The organism is Asticcacaulis sp. AC460 (assembly GCF_000495795.1).
Lineage (GTDB): Bacteria > Pseudomonadota > Alphaproteobacteria > Caulobacterales > Caulobacteraceae > Asticcacaulis.
In genome coordinates this window covers 58,240-79,648 of record NZ_AWGD01000037.1, presented here as the reverse complement: position 1 = coordinate 79,648, position 21,409 = coordinate 58,240, and the positions used below count along the sequence as shown (strand labels likewise).

At 61.6% G+C, this 21,409-nt stretch carries 27 protein-coding genes; 15 read left to right on the top strand and 12 right to left on the bottom strand.

The window, feature by feature from the left end; translation table 11 throughout:
- Window positions 1–45: 45 nt before the first annotated feature.
- A complete protein-coding gene (locus tag ABAC460_RS44360) occupies window positions 46–1,032 on the bottom strand; it encodes an NAD(P)H-quinone oxidoreductase (RefSeq protein WP_235075850.1) in 987 nt (328 codons plus the stop codon).
- 119 nt (window positions 1,033–1,151) lie between these two features.
- On the opposite strand from ABAC460_RS44360, the gene ABAC460_RS44355 reads away from it, so the two are divergent.
- The 6 genes from ABAC460_RS44355 to hisN all read left to right on the top strand — a co-directional run bounded on the left by ABAC460_RS44355 (window position 1,152) and on the right by hisN (window position 7,020).
- The gene (locus ABAC460_RS44355) at window positions 1,152–1,373 is read left to right on the top strand and encodes a DUF1192 domain-containing protein (RefSeq protein WP_023455309.1); all 222 of its coding nucleotides are present in this window, start codon (window positions 1,152–1,154) and stop codon (window positions 1,371–1,373) included.
- A 118-nt stretch (window positions 1,374–1,491) separates the two neighbouring features.
- Window positions 1,492–2,007: a protease adaptor protein RcdA gene (rcdA, locus tag ABAC460_RS44350; RefSeq protein WP_023455308.1), complete on the top strand. Its 516-nt coding sequence runs from the start codon at window positions 1,492–1,494 to the stop codon at window positions 2,005–2,007.
- Window positions 2,008–2,154: 147 nt separating this feature from the next.
- The gene (locus ABAC460_RS44345; protein WP_023455307.1) at window positions 2,155–3,783 is read left to right on the top strand and encodes an alpha-L-rhamnosidase-related protein; all 1,629 of its coding nucleotides are present in this window, start codon (window positions 2,155–2,157) and stop codon (window positions 3,781–3,783) included.
- 563 nt (window positions 3,784–4,346) lie between these two features.
- Complete coding sequence (locus ABAC460_RS44340; RefSeq protein ID WP_023455306.1) at window positions 4,347–5,636, top strand: hypothetical protein; 1,290 nt, start codon at window positions 4,347–4,349, stop codon at window positions 5,634–5,636.
- A gap of 119 nt (window positions 5,637–5,755) precedes the next feature.
- Window positions 5,756–6,139 (top strand): helix-turn-helix domain-containing protein, encoded by a 384-nt coding sequence (locus tag ABAC460_RS44335; RefSeq protein WP_006273330.1) that lies wholly within the window; start codon window positions 5,756–5,758, stop codon window positions 6,137–6,139.
- A 68-nt stretch (window positions 6,140–6,207) separates the two neighbouring features.
- Window positions 6,208–7,020 carry a histidinol-phosphatase gene (hisN, locus tag ABAC460_RS44330; RefSeq protein WP_023455305.1) on the top strand — a complete coding sequence of 271 codons (813 nt, stop codon included), beginning with the start codon at window positions 6,208–6,210 and terminating at the stop codon, window positions 7,018–7,020.
- Window positions 7,021–7,149: 129 nt separating this feature from the next.
- Here hisN and ABAC460_RS44325 read toward each other — a convergent pair whose 3' ends face one another.
- From ABAC460_RS44325 to ABAC460_RS44305, 5 genes are all read right to left on the bottom strand, one after another.
- Window positions 7,150–8,262, bottom strand: a complete 1,113-nt coding sequence (locus tag ABAC460_RS44325; protein ID WP_023455304.1) for an alpha/beta fold hydrolase — start codon at window positions 8,260–8,262, stop codon at window positions 7,150–7,152.
- Window positions 8,259–9,197, bottom strand: a complete 939-nt coding sequence (locus tag ABAC460_RS44320) for a class I SAM-dependent methyltransferase (protein ID WP_023455303.1) — start codon at window positions 9,195–9,197, stop codon at window positions 8,259–8,261. The genes ABAC460_RS44325 and ABAC460_RS44320 overlap by 4 nt, the downstream gene beginning before the upstream one ends.
- A gap of 203 nt (window positions 9,198–9,400) precedes the next feature.
- Window positions 9,401–9,883: a bacterioferritin gene (gene bfr / locus ABAC460_RS44315; RefSeq protein WP_023455302.1), complete on the bottom strand. Its 483-nt coding sequence runs from the start codon at window positions 9,881–9,883 to the stop codon at window positions 9,401–9,403.
- Between the two features lie 134 nt (window positions 9,884–10,017).
- Window positions 10,018–10,203, bottom strand: coding sequence for a (2Fe-2S)-binding protein (locus ABAC460_RS44310; RefSeq protein WP_023455301.1), 186 nt, complete (start codon window positions 10,201–10,203; stop codon window positions 10,018–10,020).
- Between the two features lie 137 nt (window positions 10,204–10,340).
- Window positions 10,341–11,015: a glycine zipper 2TM domain-containing protein gene (locus ABAC460_RS44305; RefSeq protein ID WP_023455300.1), complete on the bottom strand. Its 675-nt coding sequence runs from the start codon at window positions 11,013–11,015 to the stop codon at window positions 10,341–10,343.
- Between the two features lie 159 nt (window positions 11,016–11,174).
- On the opposite strand from ABAC460_RS44305, the gene thiE reads away from it, so the two are divergent.
- Window positions 11,175–11,801 carry a thiamine phosphate synthase gene (thiE, locus tag ABAC460_RS44300; RefSeq protein ID WP_023455299.1) on the top strand — a complete coding sequence of 209 codons (627 nt, stop codon included), beginning with the start codon at window positions 11,175–11,177 and terminating at the stop codon, window positions 11,799–11,801.
- Between the two features lie 9 nt (window positions 11,802–11,810).
- Here the strand turns inward: thiE and ABAC460_RS50000 are convergent, their stop codons facing one another.
- Both ABAC460_RS50000 and ABAC460_RS0125165 read right to left on the bottom strand, forming a co-directional pair.
- The gene (locus tag ABAC460_RS50000) at window positions 11,811–12,026 is read right to left on the bottom strand and encodes a hypothetical protein (RefSeq protein ID WP_155914740.1); all 216 of its coding nucleotides are present in this window, start codon (window positions 12,024–12,026) and stop codon (window positions 11,811–11,813) included.
- A gap of 10 nt (window positions 12,027–12,036) precedes the next feature.
- Window positions 12,037–12,699, bottom strand: coding sequence for a hypothetical protein (locus tag ABAC460_RS0125165; protein ID WP_023455297.1), 663 nt, complete (start codon window positions 12,697–12,699; stop codon window positions 12,037–12,039).
- 123 nt (window positions 12,700–12,822) lie between these two features.
- Here ABAC460_RS0125165 and efp point away from each other — a divergent pair, with 123 nt between their 5' ends.
- The 4 genes from efp (at window position 12,823) to ABAC460_RS44280 (ending at window position 15,694) form a co-directional block, all read left to right on the top strand.
- A complete protein-coding gene (gene efp, locus ABAC460_RS44295; RefSeq protein WP_023455296.1) occupies window positions 12,823–13,389 on the top strand; it encodes an elongation factor P in 567 nt (188 codons plus the stop codon).
- 100 nt (window positions 13,390–13,489) lie between these two features.
- Window positions 13,490–13,789, top strand: a complete 300-nt coding sequence (locus ABAC460_RS44290) for a hypothetical protein (RefSeq protein WP_023455295.1) — start codon at window positions 13,490–13,492, stop codon at window positions 13,787–13,789.
- A gap of 50 nt (window positions 13,790–13,839) precedes the next feature.
- Complete coding sequence (locus tag ABAC460_RS44285; RefSeq protein ID WP_023455294.1) at window positions 13,840–14,640, top strand: inositol monophosphatase family protein; 801 nt, start codon at window positions 13,840–13,842, stop codon at window positions 14,638–14,640.
- A 103-nt stretch (window positions 14,641–14,743) separates the two neighbouring features.
- Window positions 14,744–15,694: an SMP-30/gluconolactonase/LRE family protein gene (locus ABAC460_RS44280; RefSeq protein ID WP_023455293.1), complete on the top strand. Its 951-nt coding sequence runs from the start codon at window positions 14,744–14,746 to the stop codon at window positions 15,692–15,694.
- Here ABAC460_RS44280 and ABAC460_RS44275 read toward each other — a convergent pair.
- From ABAC460_RS44275 to ABAC460_RS44270, 3 genes are read right to left on the bottom strand one after another with little or no spacing between them, the layout of a single operon-like run.
- On the bottom strand, window positions 15,691–16,167 hold the full coding sequence (locus tag ABAC460_RS44275) for a hypothetical protein (protein WP_023455292.1): 477 nt from the start codon (window positions 16,165–16,167) through the stop codon (window positions 15,691–15,693). The two genes, ABAC460_RS44280 and ABAC460_RS44275, sit on opposite strands and share 4 nt — an antisense overlap.
- Before the next feature lie 31 nt (window positions 16,168–16,198).
- On the bottom strand, window positions 16,199–16,813 hold the full coding sequence (locus ABAC460_RS48620) for an ankyrin repeat domain-containing protein (protein WP_023455291.1): 615 nt from the start codon (window positions 16,811–16,813) through the stop codon (window positions 16,199–16,201).
- Window positions 16,814–16,826: 13 nt separating this feature from the next.
- Entirely contained in the window at window positions 16,827–18,662 is a 1,836-nt protein-coding gene (locus tag ABAC460_RS44270) for an ABC transporter transmembrane domain-containing protein (RefSeq protein ID WP_023455290.1), read from the bottom strand.
- A 115-nt stretch (window positions 18,663–18,777) separates the two neighbouring features.
- Between ABAC460_RS44270 and rpmE the strand changes: the two genes are divergently transcribed.
- From rpmE to ABAC460_RS44255, 3 genes are all read left to right on the top strand, one after another.
- On the top strand, window positions 18,778–19,002 hold the full coding sequence (gene rpmE / locus ABAC460_RS44265) for a 50S ribosomal protein L31 (RefSeq protein WP_023450310.1): 225 nt from the start codon (window positions 18,778–18,780) through the stop codon (window positions 19,000–19,002).
- 137 nt (window positions 19,003–19,139) lie between these two features.
- A complete protein-coding gene (locus ABAC460_RS44260) occupies window positions 19,140–19,559 on the top strand; it encodes a hypothetical protein (RefSeq protein WP_023455289.1) in 420 nt (139 codons plus the stop codon).
- Between the two features lie 3 nt (window positions 19,560–19,562).
- Entirely contained in the window at window positions 19,563–20,462 is a 900-nt protein-coding gene (locus tag ABAC460_RS44255) for a heme-dependent oxidative N-demethylase family protein (protein WP_023455288.1), read from the top strand.
- Here the strand turns inward: ABAC460_RS44255 and ABAC460_RS44250 are convergent.
- Window positions 20,459–20,860 (bottom strand): cupin domain-containing protein, encoded by a 402-nt coding sequence (locus ABAC460_RS44250; protein ID WP_023455287.1) that lies wholly within the window; start codon window positions 20,858–20,860, stop codon window positions 20,459–20,461. The genes ABAC460_RS44255 and ABAC460_RS44250 overlap by 4 nt on opposite strands.
- Window positions 20,861–20,931: 71 nt before the next feature.
- Between ABAC460_RS44250 and ABAC460_RS44245 the strand changes: the two genes are divergently transcribed.
- Window positions 20,932–21,390 carry a hypothetical protein gene (locus tag ABAC460_RS44245; RefSeq protein WP_155914739.1) on the top strand — a complete coding sequence of 153 codons (459 nt, stop codon included), beginning with the start codon at window positions 20,932–20,934 and terminating at the stop codon, window positions 21,388–21,390.
- The last annotated feature ends 19 nt before the right edge of the window (window positions 21,391–21,409 follow it).

Genomic DNA, 21,409 nt, shown 5'->3' with positions numbered 1-21,409 from the left:
CTATAGCATCAATTTGAACAATGTTCAATATAAAATGAACTTCGTTCAAATTTGTAGAACCACCTTGCCGCAGTGGCTTTCGTCCATCCAGGCATGGGCACTGGCTGCGTCTGCGAAGGCGAAGGTTTGCGCCAGGACGGGTTTGATGGCGCCGGACTCGACCAGCGGCCACAGCTTTTCGTGCACCTTCGTGGTCAGTCGAGCCTTTTCGTCGGCCGAGCGCGGACGCAGCATCGAGCCGGTGATGACCGCCTGTTTCTGCATCACCCGGCGCAGGTCGAGCTCAACCACCGGCGAACGGCCGGTACCGACCTGTACCATGCGGCCTTTGTGGTTCAGGCACAGCAGGTTTTTGGCGACATAGTCGCCGGCGACTATGTCCAGGACCACGTCCGCGCCCCCTGCCCCCTTGACGGCGGTGACGAAATCTTCGTCAACAGTCGTGTCGATGACGAGGTCGGCGCCCAGGGACCTGGCAAATTCGCATTTGTCGGCGCCGCGCGCCGTAGCGATAACCTTGGCGCCCCAGGCCTTGCCCAGTTGGATGGTCATGGCGCCGATGCCGGAATTGCCGCCATGGACCAGGACGGTTTCGCCCGGCTGCAGTCCGCCATGTTCGATCAGGTTGGCATAGACGGTGAGCGCGGCTTCCGGCAGGGAGGCGGCCTGCGCCATCGACCAGCCAGCCGGGATGGGCAGCAGATGGCGCAGATCAACCGCTACATATTCGGCGTAACCGCCACCATTGACCAAGGCGCAGACCGGATCACCGACACGCCAGGCAACATCATCTGCGTACGGCACGGCAGGATGGATCGCCTCGATCCAACCGGATACCTCCAGGCCCAGGCCGGGGGCCGCGCCCGGCGGCGGCGGGTACAGACCCCGCCTTTGCAGGATGTCGGGCCGGTTCACGCCGGCATGACTGATCCGTATCAGGACAGATCCGGCGCCCGTTTCGGGGCGCGGCGCCTCATCGACATACAGATCGGACGGGTTGGCGCCGTCCCCGCGCACGGAAATGACTCTCATGAAGTGATCCATAAGTGATTCTTTTTTCTTGATGTCTTCGCCCAAGAGGCGTTTCATCTCTCTTTAAGCATCAGCCGGAAACGGCGCCTTGTCCAGAGATATGGCCGGGAGGTTTTGCGATGATTGACGATGATCTGCCGCTATCGCTGCGGCCGGCCCAGGGTGGGGCTTCCGCCTTGCAGGGTTTGGTGCATGAGGATCTGACGCCGTACAGCGTCGAGGACCTGGCCAGCCGCATCGTAACGCTTGAAGGCGAGATCAAACGGGTGCGCGACGCGCTCGACAGCAAAAAAAACCGGTTATCGGAGGCTTCGGCTTTATTCTCTTTTAAGGGTAGTTAACGTTTAATAACCCTGAAGGGTACCACTGCAATGGCACAGGCGTTGCAGGTCGTCCCGCCGAAGGTCTGGAATGACACGTGTCGCAACAGGCCCAAAAAAGTTAGCACAAGGCTTGTAGATGTCCGAAAGCACCGCTCCGACCCTGAACCTGCGCCTGCACGTCGTGCGGGACTTCGCCTCCTCCGATCTGTTCGATCGTACTTTCAAGGAGGGCATGGCTCTGGTCGAGGAAACCGCCGCCTATCTCGACGGCGACGGCCGCCGCGACTCCCGCCTGCTGTCGCGTGAAGATGCCCTGGTCTATGCCGGCGAAAGCATGCGTCTCACCACCCGCCTGATGCAGATCGCGTCGTGGCTGCTGGTCCAGCGCGCCGTGCGCGAAGGCGACATGGATCCGTCGGATGCCTGCGACGACAAGTACCGCATCGCGCCGTTGGCCGCCGAGGCCTTTGCTGCGCCGCAGGTGCTGCCGTCGGGCCTGCTGCATCTGCTGGACCGTTCCAACCGGCTGTACGACCGGATCTCGCACATGGACAAGCGCATGTTCGTCGATGCCGAAGCCGAAGAGGTCACGGTCAACCCGGTGATCAGCCAGTTCCAGCGTCTGCAGTCGGCGTTCGGCGCAGAAGCTTAATCATTTCCGCCATTTTTTGGAAAGGCCCACGGAGAGACATCTCCGTGGGCTTTTTCGTGCTCGCTTGACGAAAAACAATCCATATATTACAATTTTATTCCAACATATGAAATTAATAATACCAAACCGGCACAGCGGGAGAGACAGATGAATCGGCGGAATATGCTGCGGGCAACCGGCAGCGTGCTGGCCCTGTTTGGAGCGGGGTTGGCGCCTCAGGTGCAGGCGCAGGACAGGTCGGCGAATTTCCTGGCCAAGGCGGCGGCCTCCAAACCGTCCCTGACCGAGACTGTCCAGGCGCCGAAAGGCCTGATCACGCCGGTGGCCGACGCCGGCCATCCTTTGTATTGGCAGATCGAGGCCGCCGGCACGGTGGCTGACCTGGAAAGCCGGGTGCTGAAGAAAGGCGACTCGCTGATCATCGATTTTGGCGGGCACCGCACCGGATTCCTGTCGTTCGACCTGATCGGGGTCGGGCCCAATGTCGATGCGCCGGCGCGTATGCGTTTCGTCTTCGGCGAGTTGATCAGCGACGTCGCCGAGCCCTTCCATCCCTATACCGGCTGGCTATCGCAATCGTGGCTGCCGGAAGAGATCGTCACCATCGACTACCTGCCGCAGCCGGTGCGGTTGCCACGCCGCTACGCCTTCCGTTTCGTCAAGGTTGAGATCATCGATACCTCGTCCAGCTTCGGGGTGACGTTCAAAAACGTGAAAGCCCATGCCGTGACCTCGGCGACAGGTGAGTTGCCGTCCTTGCCGGCCGGCATGCCCGACGACCTGAAGCAGATGGACGTGGTTGCCGCCGCCACCTTGCGCGACTGCATGCAGACCGTGTTCGAGGACGGCCCGCGCCGCGACCAGAGGTTATGGACCGGCGACCTGCGTCTGCAGGCCCTGACCAGCTATGTCAGCTATCGCAATGACGACCTGGTCAAACGCTGTCTCTACCTGCTGGCGGCCTTTCCGCGCGAAGACGGCCTGTTGCCGGGCGATGTCTATGAATTGCCGAAACCGGCCCGCGCGGGCGACTTCCCCTATGACTACGCCGTCTTTTTTGCTGTGACGTTGGCTGATTATGTCAAGGCGACCGGCGATGTGGCGACCGGCGGCGATCTGTGGCCGACGGCGCTGCGCCAGCTGGAGATCCTGTACGGCCTGGTCAAGGACGATGTCTTCGTCATCCCGGAAAAGGTCTGGGTTTTCATCGACTGGCACGACACGCTCGACCGCGCTGCAGCCATGCAGGCCATCTATATCTATGGTCTCAAGCGCGTGGTGGAACTGGCCCGGGCCTTGGGCCTGACGGCCGAGGTGGCCGCCTATGGCGCGCGCATCGCGGCCATGGAAAAAGCGACCCTGGCGAAGTTCTACGACCGCAAGGCCGGGGTCTTCGTCAGCGGCCCCAACCGTCAGGTGTCGCTGGCCTCGCAGGCATGGATGACGATCGCCGGTGTCGGTGGCAAGAGCTTGCAGACCAAGGCGTTGCGCGCAGCTTTGAAGGGTGCGGACACCATTCGGCCGCGGACGCCCTATCTCAACCACTATGTCGTCGAGGCGCTGTTCCTGGCCGGCTGCGACGCCGAGGCCGTGGCGATGATGCGCGCCTATTGGGGCGGCATGCTGAAGGCCGGGGCGGATACCTTCTGGGAAGCCTATTCGCCGGATAATCCGCGCATCGCGCCGTACAACGACTTCCACGTCAACAGCTTCTGCCATGCCTGGAGTTGCACGCCGTCGTATCTGCTGCGGCAATACGGCCAGCAGATCGTCTGACCGCCATAAGAAAAGCCTCCGGAGATTTCCGGAGGCTTTTCTCTGTTCGCAATCCTTGCGGAAGCGACCTTTTGGCGGAGTCTGGGATAACACATCCCACCCCATCTGCAAAGTGTTTTTGCAGAACGTGAAGTGTTGCGGATATTTTTCCGCCGAATGACAAGTTCATACTACCACACAACAATGTATTGGACAAGGCTGCGTCTCAAAGGTGTTGATTTTACAACGTCCGTCAACAATATCCGCCATTGTGACAGATTATGCGACAACTTCCGTTAACCATCACAAAACTGTCACCTAGCATCTGATAAAGTTGCGCCAAACGCGCGAGGTGCCGCGGCGTTTTCAGGGGTAACGAGGCCCCAACGGATCGAAGCGACCTTTTGGCGAAGACAGCTCCCTTCCGATTTTAGCACTGAGGTTGACGCCTCATGTTTATCCAAAAAGTGGCCTCCACTTTTTGGCATGAGGCTCATGACATGGCTGCCTTGCGGGCGGCCTGGGAGCGCATGCGCCTTCGGGCCGCCTGCCGGGACAGAGGTGTCTCATCGGCAGGAGCACGAATGAGTCGCAGTCTGAGGACGCAAACTCTTTTCTATCAAAATCATAACGGCGGCGGGCCGGCCTTTCTGGAATGGTTCCGAAACCGCCATCTCAAGGACAAGGCAGCGGGCGTAAAACCCCTTCATCCGCCCAACCAAACCGCCGACTCCCTGGCCGCTTTCCTGGCGGATTCAGAGGCCATGGCCAGGTTGCAGCCGCTGAACCTGTCGGCCACGGCCGGAGATACCGCGGCGATCGCCCTCTTCGACGCGATCCGGCGCAGCGACGGCCAGCCGGCGGCCTCCACGGTGGGACTGGCGATCGAGGCCTACGCGCAGGCCTTTGATCAGCCCGTGCCTCTGGGCGACCTGGATGTGCCCGACCGCCAGGTGCGGCGGCGGCAGGCGGCCTGGGTGACGGAGTTCGACGAACGGTTAGCGGAGACAGCCCGGACGCTTTACCGCCGCGACGCCGAGGATCAGAACCGGGCGATCCTTCTGGCCGTGACGGGCGCCCTTGCCGCCGCGGCCTGCGCCCTTGCCGCCCTGCCGGCACTGGCTGCGGTCGCGCCGCTGGTTGTCCTGGGCGGCGGAGAGGTGATCGACCGCCTGAACCGACATGTCCGCAGTCTGGCGCTCAAGGACCTGGCCACGGACATCGAGAAGGCAAGCCTGGAGACGCGGATGGCAACGGAACAACGTCAGGAGAAGCTGATCGAACTGATCCAGGCCCTGTTCCATGCCGTCGGCCATCTGCGCGAGGATGCGGCCGAAATCGAACTGACGGAGAAGACCGAGGGGAATGTCCGCCTGATCTTCGCCCTGTACGGGCTGCTGCGCGGCAACCGCGCCTGTACCGTCCTGCATATGCGGGCCATGGCCATGGTGCATCAGTCGCGCGGCCTGGAAGCCTTGGATCAGGCCTTGGTTCACCGCCGGCGGGCCGGCATCGGCGGCACGATGAGTGTGCCGCACATTAACCGGCGTCTGCGCTGGTTGAGCGGCGCTGTTGTAGCGGCAGGCGCGGCGCTCGCTGCCGGTGTGGTCTGGGGCGGATTGGGGTGGATGCCCGCGGTCAGTTGCGCCGTGGCCGCCGCCGCCAGCCTGGGGGCGGGGTTGGTCAAGGCCCTGACCTTGCACAGCCGGACCGATCGCCTGTTGAGCGACGAAAAGCTGGCCGAGATTTGCCAGGAAGAGGCCTTTGGGCACATGCCGGGGCCGGCGGACCTCCGGCTGGAGGCGGAGATTTCGCGCACCACGGGACGGCTTTGGGTCAGATTGCTGCGCGAAGAAGCCAAAAAGCGCGGATGACTCCCGTTCCAGGTGGCATTTCCACCCGACTTTCCCGTGGCACGAGGTTTGAACCCTGTTACGCGAGCCGTTCCACTTTGGGACGCGTGCAACACGAACAAGTTCAGGGGTTCTTACACATGGCCACCGATATCGATTTACACCTCGGCAAGCGTCTGCGTCGTCGTCGCCGTCTGCTGGGGCTGACCCAACAGCAACTGGCTCTGGCCGTCGGCATCCGTTTCCAGCAGATCCAGAAATATGAATGCGGCGCCAACCGGATTTCGGCCGCCCGTCTCTTCCAACTGGCCAAGGCGCTGGAAACCCCGATCAACTATTTCTACGATGGCCTGAGCGACGAGAAGACCGAAGTCGCCGCGGTCAACAACGAGGGCATCGAAGTGTTCTCGCGCAAGGAAACCCTGGACCTGATCCAGGCCTATTATCGCCTGTCGGAGCGTCCGCGCCGCCGTCTGCTGGACCTGGCGAAGTCGCTCAACGGTGAGAGCGAACAAGCGGCCTAAACCGCCGTTTGCAAAATCCTCGTGTTCGTGACTGGACCCGCCCGCTGAACCACAGTAAGCGGGTCCACATGTCCGACACACCCGATTTTGCCCGTCTCGAAGCCTTCGCGCTCGAACTCGCCGCCGCTGCCGGTGCCGCCGCCCTGCCGCTGTTCCGCACCGGCCTCGACACCGACAACAAGCTGGCTCACCTGTCCCGTTTCGACCCCGTCACCGAGGCCGACAAGGGGGCTGAGCGCGCCATTCGCGCCCTGATCAACCGTCATTTCCCCGACCATGGCATCATCGGCGAGGAATATGGCGAGGAAAACACCGACGCCGAGTTCGTATGGGTGCTGGATCCGGTCGACGGAACGCGCGCCTTTATTTCCGGATTGCCCTTGTGGACGACCCTGATCGGCCTGCGCCATCGCGGCCGACCGGTATTGGGCGTCATTGCGCAACCCTATCTGCAGGAAGTTTTCTTAGGTTCGCCCCTGGGGTCGCGCCTGATCACGCCGCGCGGCGACACGCCGTTGAAGGTGCGTGGTTGTGCCGGCCTGCATGACGCCGTGATCGGCACGACCGATCCGAATCTGTTCCCCGGCATCGAGGGCGAGGCCTATGGGAGCCTGTTGAAGGCCGTGAAGCTGGCGCGCTATGGCTGCGACGCCTATGCCTTCGCCATGGTCGCCCTGGGAACCATGGACATCGCCCTGGAAACCGGGCTGAAGCCCTGGGATATCGAAGCCATCATCCCCGTTATCGAAAACGCCGGCGGCGTGGTCACCGATTGGCGCGGGGAGCCTGTACCGGATACGGCGGGTCAGGTGATTGCCGGGTGTTCGCGTGAGCTGGTCGAAGCGGCGCTGGAGCACCTGAAGGGGGCCGCAAACACGTAAAGTTATGGGGTCGAGGGGGCCGCGACCCCTCGACTTATTCTTTTCAATAAAAAAGCCCAGTCCCAAGGGACGGGCTTTTTTATTGAAGGGAAGAAAGATGTGGGGCCGCAGGCCCCACGCCCCATAAGTTTACGCGCTTTTCTGGTCCTCTTCCGAGGCACCGCCGACGTCTTCGGGCAGCCCGTCGTCACCCGACAGCGCCACATCCTCCGGCAACTCATCCTCAGCCAGGGCCGGCATCTCGCGGCGAACCTCACCCGCAACGCCGCGCGGGGCCACGAAGTCCAGCAACTCATCCAGGTGACGTATCGCCTCAGCGCGATAGTCGTCGGACTCGATCAGCAACTCATGTTCGGCGCCGGCAATCTCGATATAGTTGGCCTTGCCCAGCTTCTTGGCGAACTGCTTCGAGGGCTGCTTATTGATCAGGTGATCGTCGCCCGAGCACAGCAGGGTAATCGGCGTCTTGACCTTCTTGGCCACCTTGCCCTTATCTCTCAGCAGGGTCTCCCCGACCTTCAGGGCGAACGACAGCCAGCCCCAGGTGGGCGAACCGACCGCCAGGTGCGGACAGGCGAACAACTGCTCGCGCCAGGTCTCATATCGCGTCCGGTCATGCGTCAAAGCATCGTTGTCGAAGGTATGTTCGAACGGATCGTCGAAAATTTCCGGCACATAGTCCGTGCCGCGGCCGTGATTGACCTGCCAGTTGGTCTGGAAATTCACCGACCACAGCGAGTGCTTGCCGGTCTTCATCCGCAGCATTGGATTGGTGAAAAACGCCCCCGAAATGCGCGGTTCGCCCTTGATCAGGGTCATCAGGTTCAAAGCCGCGCCCATCGAATGGCCCAGCATCAGCCACGGCTTGGGCGCCCGGTCTTCAAACGCATCCAACAGCCGCTGGAAATCGTCCATGAACTCATCGGCCGCCCGGGCATGGCACTTCAGCCGGTCGGGCAGCAAACGCGCCGACAGCCCCTGCCCGCGCCAGTCATGCGCCACAACGCACATATCCCGCGCCAGCAGGTCGCGGATAATCTCATAATATTTCTCGATCGGCTCGGACCGGCCCGGCGAAACGAACACCGTGCCGCGCGCCGGACGCTTGGGCTCCCAAAAACCCAGCCGCAGCCGCAAACCGCCGGCGCCACGGTACCATTCACCCGAACCACCTTCCGGCGCACGCGATTCCGGCACCGACATCAAAGGCGCATTGGCAGACAGGGCAGCAATACGGCTCATTGCGGCTTCCTGAATTTCAAGGTCATGCGGTCGCTCTCCCCTATGGACTCATACAAGGCGCCGTCGAACTCGGGGTTGGGCGGCTGGCCGCGTTCCGCGGTCTGACGATACGGTGGCAATGTCCATACCCCGAAAGGATGATCTTTGTCATCCTTCGGATTGGCGTTGATCTCGCTGGCCTTGACGAACTGGAACCCGGCTTCCGCCGCCAACTGGCGCACGAACGGCTCCTGGACATAGCCCTGGGCCCCGGCCGGCTCCTGGGCGGCGCCGATATCGGCGCGATGCTGCTCGACCCCCAGTATGCCGCCAGGCTTCAGCGCGGCAAAGGCATCCTCGAAGGCCTTCTCCACCGATCCGCGGATCATCCAGTCCTGGATCACCAGAAGCATCAGGACACAGTCCGCCGTTCCCGCCGGCACCAAGGCCCCGCTGTCCGGGCCGAACTCGGTGAAATCGACTGCGCCATACAGTTTCTTGTTGCTGGAGAAACGCTCGCGGTATTTTTCGTTCAAAGCCCCCTGGGCCTGGTCGGCCTTGGCTTTTTCAAACAGGGCGGCGACATAGCGCCCCTTGCCATGCGTCAGATAGGGCGCCAGAATTTCGCTCATGTAACCGAAGCCCGGCCACATATCGACGACGGTATGTTTGGGGCGGACCTCGAAAAAGTTCAGCAGGGCGATCGGATGACGGAACTTGTCGCGGGCCTTGTCCGTGGTGCTGCGCCAACTGCCGACGACCGCCCATTCGATCGTCCCTTCCTGCCGCGCCAGCTTGGGGTCGATGACCTCCTCGCCCTCGGTACCGTCGGGGATGATTTCGGACTCGGGATCCTTGCGGCCGCAGCCCGGCAGACCGCCGAGCATCACGGCGCAGCCCAGGCCAAGCCCGGCGTTCATCATCCGTCTGCGATCGACACCAGCCAACAGGGTCATCCGTTTGGTTTTTCCGTTGCGAAACAAACTAGGTGCTTCGCTCGAAAAGGTCAAAGCGGATTATCCTCTTCCCAGCGAGTCGCTTTGAAATGATTCAGGCCGAGTCGAAAAGGGCTGGTTTCGAGAACCGGAGCGGAGCGTACTCAAGTACGTGAGCACCGGAAGCGCAGAAAACGGCCCTTTGCAGACCGGCCTGAATCATTTCACTCGCCTTCGATTTCCTTCATGCCGCTCTGGATATAGTTCGGCTCGCCCATCATCTTGATGAGGTTGAGCTGGGTTTCCAGGAAATCGATGTGGTGCTCGGTATCTTCCAGGATTCGCTTGAGCAATTCGCGGGTGACGTAGTCGCGGTGCTCTTCGCAATATTTCACGCCATCGACCAGAACGCCATGACCACGAACCTCGACGCTCAGGTCGGCCTCCAGACATTCGGTGATGGTCTCACCGATTTTCAGCTTATGCAGGTCCTGGAGATTCGGCAGGCCGTCGAGGAACAGCACCCGCTTGATCAGCAGGTCGGCGTGCTTCATCTCCTCGATCGATTCCTTGTAGACGATCCGGCCCAGGTGATAGAGGCCCCAGTTCTCAATGATCCGCGCGTGCAGGAAGTACTGGTTGATCGCGGTCAGCTCATTGGTCAGCACCTTATTGAGCAGCTTGATAATTTCGGGCTGGCCTTTCATGGCGCGTCTCCATCGTGATTCAGATGCAGCGCAACATAGCTCCCTCGCCTTACCGTGTGAAGCGATTTTTATCAATCAATCCAAAAACTTAGTGCGAATGATAATGCGATTGACTAGCAGGGCGAGAATGCGAATTATTCCGCGGCCATGCTGAGCGAAACCTGGGCGTCGTCAATCATTTCGCGCATTTCGCAGACACAACGGGCGCACTGGGCGCGGCAGCCGGCGTGGTCGAAAACCTGCTTGGGCGTGCAAGCGCCGGACGCGATGGCGGCGCTGACGTCGCGCTCGCGGATACCGTTGCAGTTACAGACGTACACGTAATGAACCCAGGCAGATGACAATGCGAATGCGTCTCAAATAACACGGCATTGATTCAATTGCAAGTCATTCGCACAGAAAAAGGCCTCCCGGCGTGAACCGGGAGGCCTTTTTTTGGGACGCAGCAGAGGAAGGTTTAGTTTCCGCTGCCGTTGTAGTTATAGCCATAGCTGGGCGCGGCCTCTTCGCGCCAGTTGCCGTTCGAGTCGCGGTAGCCATAGGTCTGGACCTGGCCTTCATGCCAGCGACCGCTGGAGTCCTTCCAGCCCAGGGCGACCGGGCGGCCAGTCCGCCACACGCCCTTATCGTCGCGCCAGCCGGCCGTGCCGGTGTTGTAGGATGTGTTGTTGTAGCCGGTGTTGTTGTTATTGTAGCCGTTGCCATTGCCGTTGTTATAGGCATAGCCCGGCGTCGTACGGCGATTGGTGTCGTAATAGACGACATTGTAAGCGCTGGTCTTGGGCCGGCTCTTGTAATAGACGACGTCATAGCCTTCCGGCGCGCTCAGCGGATCGTAATAGCCGCTCTGATAGGAATAGTACTCGCCGTTCAAGCACTTGGTGCTGTCGCTGGCGATCTTGCGGCCCAGAGCGCCACCGGCCACAGCGCCGATAATGGCGCCCAGGCCGCGTTCGTTCTTCGATACCTGGCTGCCGGCCACAGCGCCGGCGACGGCGCCGATGGCGGTGCCGGTATTCTTGTTGTTCTTGGCGTAGCAATAGCCATCATAGCTTTCCTGAGCCGAGGCCAAGGCCGGCACGGTCAGCATCATTACCGCAGCCGCACCGGCCGCCAGTTTCATCGTGTTCATATCATACCTCCATAAAGGACTTGATTCGGGGGCTCACACAGCGTGATCGCCCTTTGGATGACGGACAGGATACGCCCTCGAACATACGGGCCTGACGCGGAACAGGCAGTTGTGCGCTAAATTCTTGATAAGGCGCCGGGTTTGAGGCAAACCCCCGCCATGGAATGCCGTCTCTACCTCATCACCCCGCCCCGCATCGATGATGCCGAGGCTTTTGGCCGCACGCTGGACGCCGCCCTGTCGGCCGGCGACATCGCCGCCTTGCAGATACGGCTCAAGGACGTGCCGCTCGATCATATCCGCGCAGTGACGCGGGTGCTGACGCCGATCGCCCACGCCCACGGCGTCGCCGTGCTCATGAACGACCATGTCGACCTGGCGAAGGAACTGGGGCTGGACGGGGTCCATGTCGGCCAGTCGGACATGGCCTACAAGGAGGCCCGCCGCATCCTGGGGGCCAAGGCGATGATCGGGGTCACCTGTCACAATTCGCGCCACCTGGCCATGGATGCGGCCGAGGCCGGGGCTGACTATGTCGCGTTCGGCGCCTTCTATCCGACGCAAACCAAGACGGTCGAGCACATGGCCGAGCTGGAGACGCTGTCGATCTGGCAGGAAAGCATGGAGACGCCGTGCGTCGCTATCGGCGGTATCACCGCGGCGAATGCGCGTGAGGTGGCCGAAGCCGGCGCGGACTTTATCGCTGTCTCGGGCGCCGTGTGGAACCATCCCGAAGGGCCGGCTGCGGGCGTGAAGGCGCTGCTGGAAGAACTCGTTCAGGTATAATCGAAAGTATCAACAACGGATCTTTTGATCAGGATTGTCTCTGTTGTACCGGTGAATAGCGTCGAGAGTACCTTGCTGCTCTTTCGGGTAACTCGGATCGATATCGTGAACGAAGACCATCGCCAAATGTTGTCGGATGAGTTCGGTTTGTTCAGCATTCAATTCTGATGGTTTTGACAGCTCGAACATTCCTTGAAGCCAATAACAAAACTCGGTTGCTTTCATCTCATTGCCCCTACTGCGCCGCCGGCTTCACGCCCTGCGGCAGAGGCCAGCCGACCGAAATTTCCGTCACCACCGGCGCATAGGCCTTGACCCGCGCATCGTCGGACGTGACCTGGACCTCGCCCATGATGCCGTCGGCGACTGCGCCGTTGCCGCTGATGTTGTCGAAGCGCAGCGAGATATGACAGCCCGCGGCCTCGCGGCTCAGCTTGCCGCCGGTGAAGTCGCCATAGCCACCATAGTCCCAGCCGAAGCCGGAGATCAGGAAGGGTTTGCCATTGGCGGCTTCGACCTCGGTCAGGGGCGTGCCGATGCGAATGCCCAGCGGGCCGGTGATGCGGCTGTCCTCGCCGCGCGCCCGCACGGTCGAGACGACGGTCTTGGCTTCATCCCACCAGACGATGTCGATGCGTCGCTTGGGATCGTCGGGATAGAGGATGGCGCCCATCAGTTGCGTCCCTTCCGGCCCGCCGACATCGCCGAAGACCAGGTTCTTGCCGTACTTCGCCTTCAGTTCATCCGCCGTCGTGGCCGGTCCGGCCGGGGCGGTGCAGTCAACCCGGTCGCCGGCAACGGCCGAGACAGACGCGCTTTCAACCTGAGATGCCGGCTTGGGCGAGCAGGCGACCACCGCCAAAAACAGTGCGGTCACGACGACGGCTTTGCGATCCATTCCGGTTCCTCCAATTTACCCTACCCTAGGCCGATACCGCCCTCGCGTCAAAGCGCCTTGCCTTTCCGTGGTCAAAAGGTTAGTACCCGCCGCAACTTACGCATTCTTTGACAAGTCAAATCCATGAAAATCAACGCCAACACCATCAAGCCGGGCATGATCCTGGAATACCAGAACGGTCTGTGGACCGTGGTCAAGACCGAGCACGTGAAGCCCGGCAAGGGCGGCGCATTCGCTCAGGTCGAGATGAAGAACCTGGTGACCGGCACCAAGCTGAACGAGCGTTTCCGCTCGGACGACACGGTCGAGCGCGCGGTGCTGGAACAGCGCGACCACTCGTACCTGTACGAAGATGGCGACATGCTGGTGTTCATGGATCAGGCCAACTACGAACAGATTTCGCTGTCCAAGGACTGGGTCGGTGAAGATCAGGTCCGCTACCTGCACGACGGCATGATCGTGGTCATCGAATTCCACGACGAAAAGGCCATCGGCATGAGCCTGCCCGATACAGTCGTGCTGGAAGTCGTCGAGACCGAGCCCACCGTCAAGGGCCAGACCGCGTCGTCGTCCTACAAGCCGGCCATCGCGTCGAACGGCATGCGCATCATGATCCCGCCCTTCATGGGCACGGGCGAACGTATCGTCGTCTCGACCGAGAGCGGCGAATATATGAAGCGCGCCGACTAAGATCACAGTTACGGCAACTGTATTCCGGCACCGGAACGCCTGTGTTAAGAGAACGGCGTTTCGAAGCCGGAAGTCCGGCTTCCTTTCGAAGGAGCGGACGATGAAGAAAGTACTTCTGGCGTGCGGCGTTCTGGTTCTCGGCATTGGCGGACAACTGGCCATGGCGGGTGACAAGCCCAAGACAACGGTACAAACCGGCGTCTCCCTGACGGTTCAGGGCCAGGCGGCGACTTCGTCAACCACGGCCACCATGGTGTCCGACACCAGCGTCGAGAACGACAACCCCAACGCCAAGCGCAGCGGGGGCACGCTGACCATCAACGGCACAGCCGCCCACGACAGCAGCAGTGCCGCCAAAGACGGCGCTCCGAAGACGAAAAGCAATATCAAGAACGACTGAGCGGCGTAACCGTTCACCCACATTGTAAATCTCACTTCGTAAGGTCAACCATGGTCACGGTACTGCAATCTTCTCTCATCCAGGTCATGGTCAGCGCCGTCCGCAAGGGCTGCAAGGGCGTCGCCCGCGATTTCGGCGAGGTGACCGAGCTCCAGGTCTCCAAGAAGGGCCCGGGCGATTTCGTCACGGCTGCCGACAAGCGCGTCGAGGCTGCTTTGCTGGAGGAACTGACCCGGGTGCGTCCGGGCTACGGCTTCCTGGGCGAAGAGACCGGTGAGACCATCGGCACCGACAAAACCCACCGCTGGATCGTCGATCCCATCGACGGCACCACCAACTTCATGCACGGGATTCCGCACTTCGCCTGCACCGTGGCGCTGGAGCGCGATGGCGAGATCGTCGCCGGCGTGACCTTCAACCCGGTGACCAACGATTTGTACTGGGCCGAAAAGGGCAAGGGCGCCTATCATAACGACCGTCGCCTGCGCGTGTCGGGCCGCAAGAACCTGGACGAGTCCTTGATCGGCACCGGCGTGCCGTTCATCGGCAAGCCGGGCCATGCCCAGGCTTTGAAGGATTTGCACCAGATCATGCAGCGCACGGTCGGCATCCGCCGCAACGGCGCCTGCTCGCTGGACCTGTGCTATGTGGCGGCCGGTCAGTTCGACGGCTTCTGGGAACGCGGCATCAAGCCGTGGGACATGGCGGCGGGCCTGCTGATGGTCAGCGAGGCCGGCGGCAAGTTCAGCTCGATCGACAGCGAGGCCTCGCCGCTGGTTACCGGTGAACTGGTGTGCTCGAATATGGATCTGTATCCGCAGTTGGTCGAGAAGCTGAAGCTGGCCAAGTAATTCATCTTACAAATCAGACATTTGTAAGATGAACGCCGTGCTTGACACGGGCGCTGTTTTGCGTGCCTCCTTGGCAAAAAAGATGTTGAGGAGATACCACCAAATGACTGGCATAATCAGCCGCCGCACCGCGCTCGCCTCAGGCCTGGCCCTGGCCACCCTCCCCTCTCTGGCCGCGGCCGGGGAAACGCCCACGGCCATCAGCCCGCCGGGCTCGATCCTGGGCGAAGGCCCGCTGTGGTCCGAGCGCGACAACACCCTCTACTGGGTCGATATCCGCGGCAAGAAGCTGCATGCCTACGGCCTAGGTGACGGCGCGCTGAAGCACTGGGATATGCCGGACCTCATCGACTGGGTGGTGTTGCGTAAGTCCGGCGGCTTCCTGGTCGCCATCCTGCGCACCGTCCATACCCTGACCCTGGAACCGTTCAGCCTGACGCCGCTGTTCGAAATCGAGCCGGAAAACAAAGACAACCGGCTCAACGACGCCAAGGTCGATCCGCACGGCCGGATATGGACCGGCACCATGCACATGCCGTTCAATCAAAAGACGGCAGCGCTGTACCGCATCGATGCCGACCTCAGCGTGCACAAGGTCGACAGCCCCTATCTGTGCACCAACGGCCCGGGGTTCAACCGCGACGGCACGCGCATGTATCACAACGAAACCTCGGAAGGCATCGTCTATGCCTTCGACGTGGCGGCCGACGGATCGCTGTCGAACAAGCGGGTCTTCTATACCTTCCCGAAAGGTGTCGGATTGCCGGATGGCGTCACGGTCGACGCCCAGGACGGCATCTGGGTGTCGCATTACAACGGCGGCCGGGTGACCCGGTTCAAGACCGACGGAACGATCGATTTCGAGATCAAGGTGCCGGCGAAACAGTCGACCAGCATGACGTTCGCGGGTCCGAACCTGGACCGGATGTTTGTCACCACCGCCGCCCAGCCGCCGGTCGATGCCGACGATCCGCAGGCGGGTACGCTGTTCGAAATCCCGAAGGCCAGCCTGCGCGGCCATACTGGTCTGCCGACAGAATTGTTCGCGGGCTAGGCCGGTTTCGCCGTAACGTTGCGAAGGGTATCCGCGAAGCCGGGTACCAGGCGCATTGTGTGAAGCCACAGGGTTACGGGCTTACCTTCGCGCAGATGTACGGTCACCGACGCCGGGTCATGGTCCCTGGCGAAGCGGTCGAATTCGACCTTTGTGATCTGGGCGAGAGGAATACGGCGCTTTCTGGACATGCAAAGAACCAGATGGTCCTTGTCCAGCCAAAGCGCCGGCCTGTTACGAAGGACCTGCCAGTTGTCCCAAATGAGAAACAGCCAGGCGGGAGACAGCAGAATCTGAAGCCCGAGCAGAGCCGCCTGAAGCGTATCCCCTTCGTCATCAAATCCAATTTGAAAGCGCAGCACGGTCTGGGCGATCAAGGCGGCAAGGGAAAGCGCGCCGCACACAACCACGATGGCGGGCGCCAGCTTGTTGCGATAGGCCAGGGGAATGATGATATCGCCGCTCTCGCTCATGGGAGGAGACTAAGCCTGGTTCACCTGTAGGTCAATCTGCTCCCGCCGCCATCAGCAGGCGCAGGATTTCCGCCTGTTCAGCCTTGGCTTCTGGCGTGCCGCTGCCGCCCCGGCCGGTGGTATGTTGTGCCAGGTGCAGGGGTGTCGAACCGCTGCCGTTTTTCAGGCACGGGTCAGCGCCGCCGGCCAGCAATGTAGCCACGGCAGCGGAACCCCTCGTCCGGACGGCGCGGTGCAGGGGGGATACGCCGGACTTATCCAGTGCATTCGGGTCGGCGCCCGCTTTCAAAAGAATGGAGATGACCTCGGCCTGGGCGCCGGGCAGGACGCGGTTGGTATCGGCGGCATAGTGCAGCGGCTGAGCGCCACGGCGGTTCCGCGCGGTCACATCGGCGCCGCGGCTCAGCAGGTCCTCGGCCATGCGCCGGCGAAACCCGGCCGCCGCCATGTGCAGCAAGGTGTCGCCGGCATACAGATAATGGGCAATCTCCGCGAAGAACCAGATATCGGCCGACTCGCGCTCGGCGCCGGCCACAGAGGCGGTCCGCACCAGGTGAGGCCCACCATCAACCAGGCGAACCAGGCTGTCGCGATCATCCGCCACAATGGCGCGAACCGCTGAAGTAAAGTCCGGACCGTCGATCATCGGCGCCTGTCTCCTATCCTCCGAATTGCAAGGCCGCCAGTCGAGCGTAGAGGCCGTCGCGCGCCACCAGTTCCTCGTGGGTGCCGCTGTCGACCACCCGGCCGTGCTCCATGACCACGATGCGGTCGGCTTTCAAAACCGTGGCCAGGCGGTGGGCGATGACCAGGGTGGTGCGTTCGGCCATGGCTTCATTCAGCGCCGCCTGGACCAGGCGTTCGTTTTCCGCGTCGAGCGCCGAGGTGGCTTCGTCCAGCAGCAGCACCGGAGCGTCGCGGACCAGGGCACGAGCGATGCTCAGGCGTTGTTTCTGGCCGCCCGACAGCGACCGGGCGCGTTCACCCAGGGGATGGTCGAAACCTTCCGGCAGGGCTTCGATAAAGCCCTGTGCCTGGGCCTTGGCGGCGGCGGCGCGGATGTCGTCGTCGGTCGCGCCTTCGCGGCCGAAACGGATATTGTCGGCCGGCGAGCCCGAGAACAGTGCCGTATCCTGGGCGACCAATGCCATGCGTTCGCGGACCGCCTTGGGGTCGGCGCGGCGGATATCGACGCCGTCCAGGGCGATGGTGCCGGTCTCGAACCCGTAATAGCGCAGCAGCAGCTTGAAGACGGTCGACTTGCCGGCGCCCGACGGCCCGACCAGGGCGACGGTCTCGCCGGGTTTGATATGCAGGCTGAAGCCGTCCAGCACCTTGGCGTCGGGGCGAGACGGATAGGCGAAATCGACGCTGTCGAACAGGATCTCGCCGCGCGGTTCCGGCAGGGTGACGGCGTCCTTCGGCGGCTGAATGTTGGGTTCGGAGCGCAGCAGTTCGTCGATGCGCGTCATGGCGCCGGCGGCTTTTTGGACATCGCCCCAGGTTTCGTTGAGGTTGGCGACCGAGCCGGCGGTGAAAATGGCCAGCATGACGAACTGAATCAGGGTGCCGTTCGACATCTTGCCGTGCAGCACGTCCTGCGCCCCCAGCCACAGCACTACCGCCGTACCGCCAAAGACCAGGGAAATCACCATGGCGGTCATGGTGGCACGGGTCACAATGCGGGAGACGGATTTGGTATAGGCGGCTTCGACGCTGTCATTGAAGCGGCCCTGGGTGAAGCGTTCGCGAACAAAGGCCTGGACGGTTTCGAGCGCGTCCAGCGATTCGCCGGCAAAGCCGATGGCGCGGGCGAACATGTCCTGGGTTTCGCGCGTCACCTTACCGACCTGGCGGCCGAAGGTAATCAGCGGCACCAGGATGAACGGGAACAGTCCCATTACCATCAGGGTCAGCTTCGGTGACACCACCATCATCAGCACCAGGCCGATGACGAAGCTGAGCAGGTTGCGCAGGGCAATCGAGATCGAGGCTGCCACCAGGGTTTCGATGATCTGGATGTCAGCGGTGAGGCGCGAAATCACTTCGCCGGTGCGCATCTTCAGGAAGAAGCCGGGATCAAGCTTGAGAATATGCCCAAAGACGTCCTCGCGCAGGTCGGCGACGATGCGTTCGCCCATGCGGGTGATGAAGAAATAACGCATAGCCGTGGCAAAGGCCATGACCAGGGCGACGACGGCCAGGACAACGAACCATTTGTTCAGCTCGTCGACCTTGCCCGAGCCGAAGCCCTGGTCGATCAACTGGCGCGCCACAAAGGTCATGACCGGCAGGGTGGCCGAGGAAAGGGCCAGAAACAGCAGCATGAAGGCGCCGTTGACGCGTTGACGCCACAGATAGGGCCCCAGCCGCATCAGCGGCCGCAGGTCACGGGTCTTGGCCCGGCGGGCCGCCGTGGCGCGCATGTCGCCGATCAGTTCGGCGCCGGCGCCGGGACGGTCGGTGTTTTCGACTTGAGGGGAGGAGTCAGCCATTGGCCGGGTTTAGCGAGTTATGGCTTGCACCGCAACGCGTCATCATGTATGTCGCGCGACCATTCAATTATTCGGCGTCCGCGCTTATGCTGGCTGGACGTGAAGGAACACGACGATGAAAAAAGAAGGCCACCCCGATTATCACTGGATCACGGTCACCATGACCGACGGTTCCACCTATCGGACCCGCTCGACCTACGGCAAGGCTGAAGCCGTGCTGAACCTCGACATCGACCCGCGTACCCATCCGGCCTGGACCGGCGGTACGGGCACCCTGCTGGACCGTGGTGGCCGCGTGTCGCGCTTCAACAACAAGTTCGGCGGCTTCCTCAAGAAGTAAGGCGGCGAGGCGCCGCTGCCGAAACTCGGCAGAGTTTATGAAATCCGGTTCGGGCTTGCCTGGACCGGATTTTTTATGTCCGATTGTCAGCCTGTTGGCGCTGTGGCAAACAGGATGCGATGACTCAGGAGGATGGGATGCAACGCAGGTTTATCGTCGCAGCGGTCTTGGCGTATCTTCTGCCCGCAGTCGCCCAGGCGGCCACCGTTGAAACCTTTCCCATCGATGACGCCATGTCGCGCAGCATCGATGGTTGCGGCTATCAACTCACGCTTCCCGACGATTTTCATGAGAATCCACGCCAAGCCACCGCCTTCGTATTCGTCAACGACGGCACCAAGGGCATCATGAAGATCGATGGTGATGTCGTCGAGACGATATCCAGCCACGACGGCAAGGGTATTTACGAAAGTCCGGATGGCCGTGTGCGTATCGAACCGGACCTGACCATCGGACGGGAACTGGGGATGGAACTCTGGGCGGTTGACGGCCGTTTGCGGGTCATCGTCGACGGCAGGCGGCAGTCCGTTGCCGTCAAAGGCTATATGGGCTGCTGAATCTTGTCCCTGCGGTCGCTGCACACGCCCTATGACGGCTCGTCGAAGCTGTTTACCATCGGTTTGAAGCCGCTCGATCCGACCGACTGGATCGATGTCGACCATCACCTGCGCGATCATCTCGATGAAAAGGACCGTGTGCTGGGGCGGCATCCGGAGGAGGTGTTGGCCGTCGAGCCCGGCACCGAAGACGTCCAGGCCGAGATACTGGAGCTGCTGATCCCACATCTGCTGGAGCGCTATCCGGACCAGTACCGGCTGGACGGGAATGCGGTGGCATTGCCGCAGGCTTTCCGGCGGGTGCGGCTGGATGACTTCGTGCCGCCGTTGTTGACCGCGTCACAGCTGGTGCAGGATGATCTGGTGATCATGCGCAAGGGTGAAACCGGATGGCGGTTGGTGGCGGGGTGTCTTTGCTTTCCGTCGTCGTGGCGGCTGCGCGACAAGTTCGGCAAGCCGATGCATCAGGTTCATGGTCCCGTGCCGGGCTTCGGTGAGGGTTCGCGCAACAACGACCTGATCAACCGGATGTTCGATAACCTGCAGATGCCGGTGGTGCGGTGGAACTGGTCGCTTTACGGCGATGATGTGCTGTACCACCCGGAGCCCGGCAATCAGGTCAAACGGTTCGGTGACGGCGATATTGCCGATCGGGTATTTTTCCGGCTGGAGCGTCAGACCTTGCGCAAGCTGCCGCGGTCGGGTGACATCCTGTTTACGATCCGCATCATGATCGATCCGATGGAGGCGATGGAATCGCATCTGGAAGGGCCGCAATTGGCACGGGCCTTGATCGACCAGTTGCAGGCTTTGACGCCGGAACAGCTGGATTACAAAGGGTATACAGCGGAACGGCAGAGGCTGATCGATCGGTTGGAGCGGATTGCCGCACCTGAAGTTTAAGGCGACCAGCCCTTCGGCGCCATTTCGAAGCCTTCGAACATGAAGCCCGGCGCCACCGTGCAGCCGCATAGGGTCCAGTCTCCGGCCGATTCCGCCCCCTGCCACGCGCCGGACGGCACCACCACCTGAGGCGTTTCCGGCCCCAGCAGATGCAGAACCGTCGCGCCTCGATCATGGATCGCCAGCCGCAGCGGTGCTCCGCCGTACCAGTGCCAGACCTCAACCGCATCGATGCGGTGCCAGTGCGACACCTCATCCGCCTTCAGCAGATAGTAGATCGCCGTCGAAGCACTGCGCCCGTTGATACGGCGTGGATCGCGGAAGGTCTCGCGGTAATGACCACCTTCCGGATGGGGCTTCAGATCCAGTTTCGCGATGATGTGGTCGGCTGTTGTCATAACCGAATCCTGCACCCGATTTACGAAACGGCCAAGTCATGATTAACTATGCCAACGATCAGGGGGACATTATGAAGGTAGCTATTGCAATACTGGCTGCGGCTGCAACGGCTTTTGCCGCCAGCGCTGCAACGACCTTTACCGTAGACGATCTGTCACCCGGCGACGGAATCACCGCGGACTGCTATGTCGTACTGTGGCGCAGTTCCGCCAAACTCCGGAATGGCATCAGGCCTACCGTGTTGGAAAGCGACGGGGAACGCGCCTATGTCAAGGTGGACGGCGAGGTCTACCCTCTTCGCCCGGTCGGCCAATATATTTACGAGAGCGTCACCCTAAGGGGAGATGGGGCAAATCCGGCTCCGACGGTCCGGGTCGCCGCCAATCTCAAGACAAGCCGACATGACGTCAATGACGAAGGCCTTGAAATCCGCGATCTCAAGGGCGGGATGAAGGTGACCTACGGCGGCCAGACTCAGACGATCCAGGTCCTGGGCGAATATGCCTGCCCGGCGACCGCAGCGGAATGACGCGTATTCGAGAGGAGAA

Bases quoted from the DNA above. Each gene is read 5' to 3' on its own strand.
- ABAC460_RS44340 (WP_023455306.1), top strand. From the start codon at position 4,347: ATGAGTCGCAGTCTGAGGACGCAAACTCTTTTCTATCAAAATCATAAC.
- rcdA (WP_023455308.1), top strand. From the start codon at position 1,492: ATGTCCGAAAGCACCGCTCCGACCCTGAACCTGCGCCTGCACGTCGTG.
- thiE (WP_023455299.1), top strand. From the start codon at position 11,175: ATGGAATGCCGTCTCTACCTCATCACCCCGCCCCGCATCGATGATGCC.
- ABAC460_RS44360 (WP_235075850.1), bottom strand. From the start codon at position 1,032: ATGAGAGTCATTTCCGTGCGCGGGGACGGCGCCAACCCGTCCGATCTG.
- ABAC460_RS0125165 (WP_023455297.1), bottom strand. From the start codon at position 12,699: ATGGATCGCAAAGCCGTCGTCGTGACCGCACTGTTTTTGGCGGTGGTC.
- ABAC460_RS48620 (WP_023455291.1), bottom strand. From the start codon at position 16,813: ATGATCGACGGTCCGGACTTTACTTCAGCGGTTCGCGCCATTGTGGCG.
- ABAC460_RS44275 (WP_023455292.1), bottom strand. From the start codon at position 16,167: ATGAGCGAGAGCGGCGATATCATCATTCCCCTGGCCTATCGCAACAAG.
- ABAC460_RS44280 (WP_023455293.1), top strand. From the start codon at position 14,744: ATGACTGGCATAATCAGCCGCCGCACCGCGCTCGCCTCAGGCCTGGCC.
- ABAC460_RS44250 (WP_023455287.1), bottom strand. From the start codon at position 20,860: ATGACAACAGCCGACCACATCATCGCGAAACTGGATCTGAAGCCCCAT.
- ABAC460_RS44245 (WP_155914739.1), top strand. From the start codon at position 20,932: ATGAAGGTAGCTATTGCAATACTGGCTGCGGCTGCAACGGCTTTTGCC.
- ABAC460_RS44290 (WP_023455295.1), top strand. From the start codon at position 13,490: ATGAAGAAAGTACTTCTGGCGTGCGGCGTTCTGGTTCTCGGCATTGGC.
- ABAC460_RS44345 (WP_023455307.1), top strand. From the start codon at position 2,155: ATGAATCGGCGGAATATGCTGCGGGCAACCGGCAGCGTGCTGGCCCTG.
- ABAC460_RS44285 (WP_023455294.1), top strand. From the start codon at position 13,840: ATGGTCACGGTACTGCAATCTTCTCTCATCCAGGTCATGGTCAGCGCC.
- ABAC460_RS50000 (WP_155914740.1), bottom strand. From the start codon at position 12,026: ATGAAAGCAACCGAGTTTTGTTATTGGCTTCAAGGAATGTTCGAGCTG.
- hisN (WP_023455305.1), top strand. From the start codon at position 6,208: ATGTCCGACACACCCGATTTTGCCCGTCTCGAAGCCTTCGCGCTCGAA.
- efp (WP_023455296.1), top strand. From the start codon at position 12,823: ATGAAAATCAACGCCAACACCATCAAGCCGGGCATGATCCTGGAATAC.
- bfr (WP_023455302.1), bottom strand. From the start codon at position 9,883: ATGAAAGGCCAGCCCGAAATTATCAAGCTGCTCAATAAGGTGCTGACC.
- rpmE (WP_023450310.1), top strand. From the start codon at position 18,778: ATGAAAAAAGAAGGCCACCCCGATTATCACTGGATCACGGTCACCATG.
- ABAC460_RS44355 (WP_023455309.1), top strand. From the start codon at position 1,152: ATGATTGACGATGATCTGCCGCTATCGCTGCGGCCGGCCCAGGGTGGG.
- ABAC460_RS44335 (WP_006273330.1), top strand. From the start codon at position 5,756: ATGGCCACCGATATCGATTTACACCTCGGCAAGCGTCTGCGTCGTCGT.
- ABAC460_RS44305 (WP_023455300.1), bottom strand. From the start codon at position 11,015: ATGAACACGATGAAACTGGCGGCCGGTGCGGCTGCGGTAATGATGCTG.
- ABAC460_RS44325 (WP_023455304.1), bottom strand. From the start codon at position 8,262: ATGAGCCGTATTGCTGCCCTGTCTGCCAATGCGCCTTTGATGTCGGTG.
- ABAC460_RS44270 (WP_023455290.1), bottom strand. From the start codon at position 18,662: ATGGCTGACTCCTCCCCTCAAGTCGAAAACACCGACCGTCCCGGCGCC.
- ABAC460_RS44320 (WP_023455303.1), bottom strand. From the start codon at position 9,197: ATGACCCTGTTGGCTGGTGTCGATCGCAGACGGATGATGAACGCCGGG.
- ABAC460_RS44260 (WP_023455289.1), top strand. From the start codon at position 19,140: ATGCAACGCAGGTTTATCGTCGCAGCGGTCTTGGCGTATCTTCTGCCC.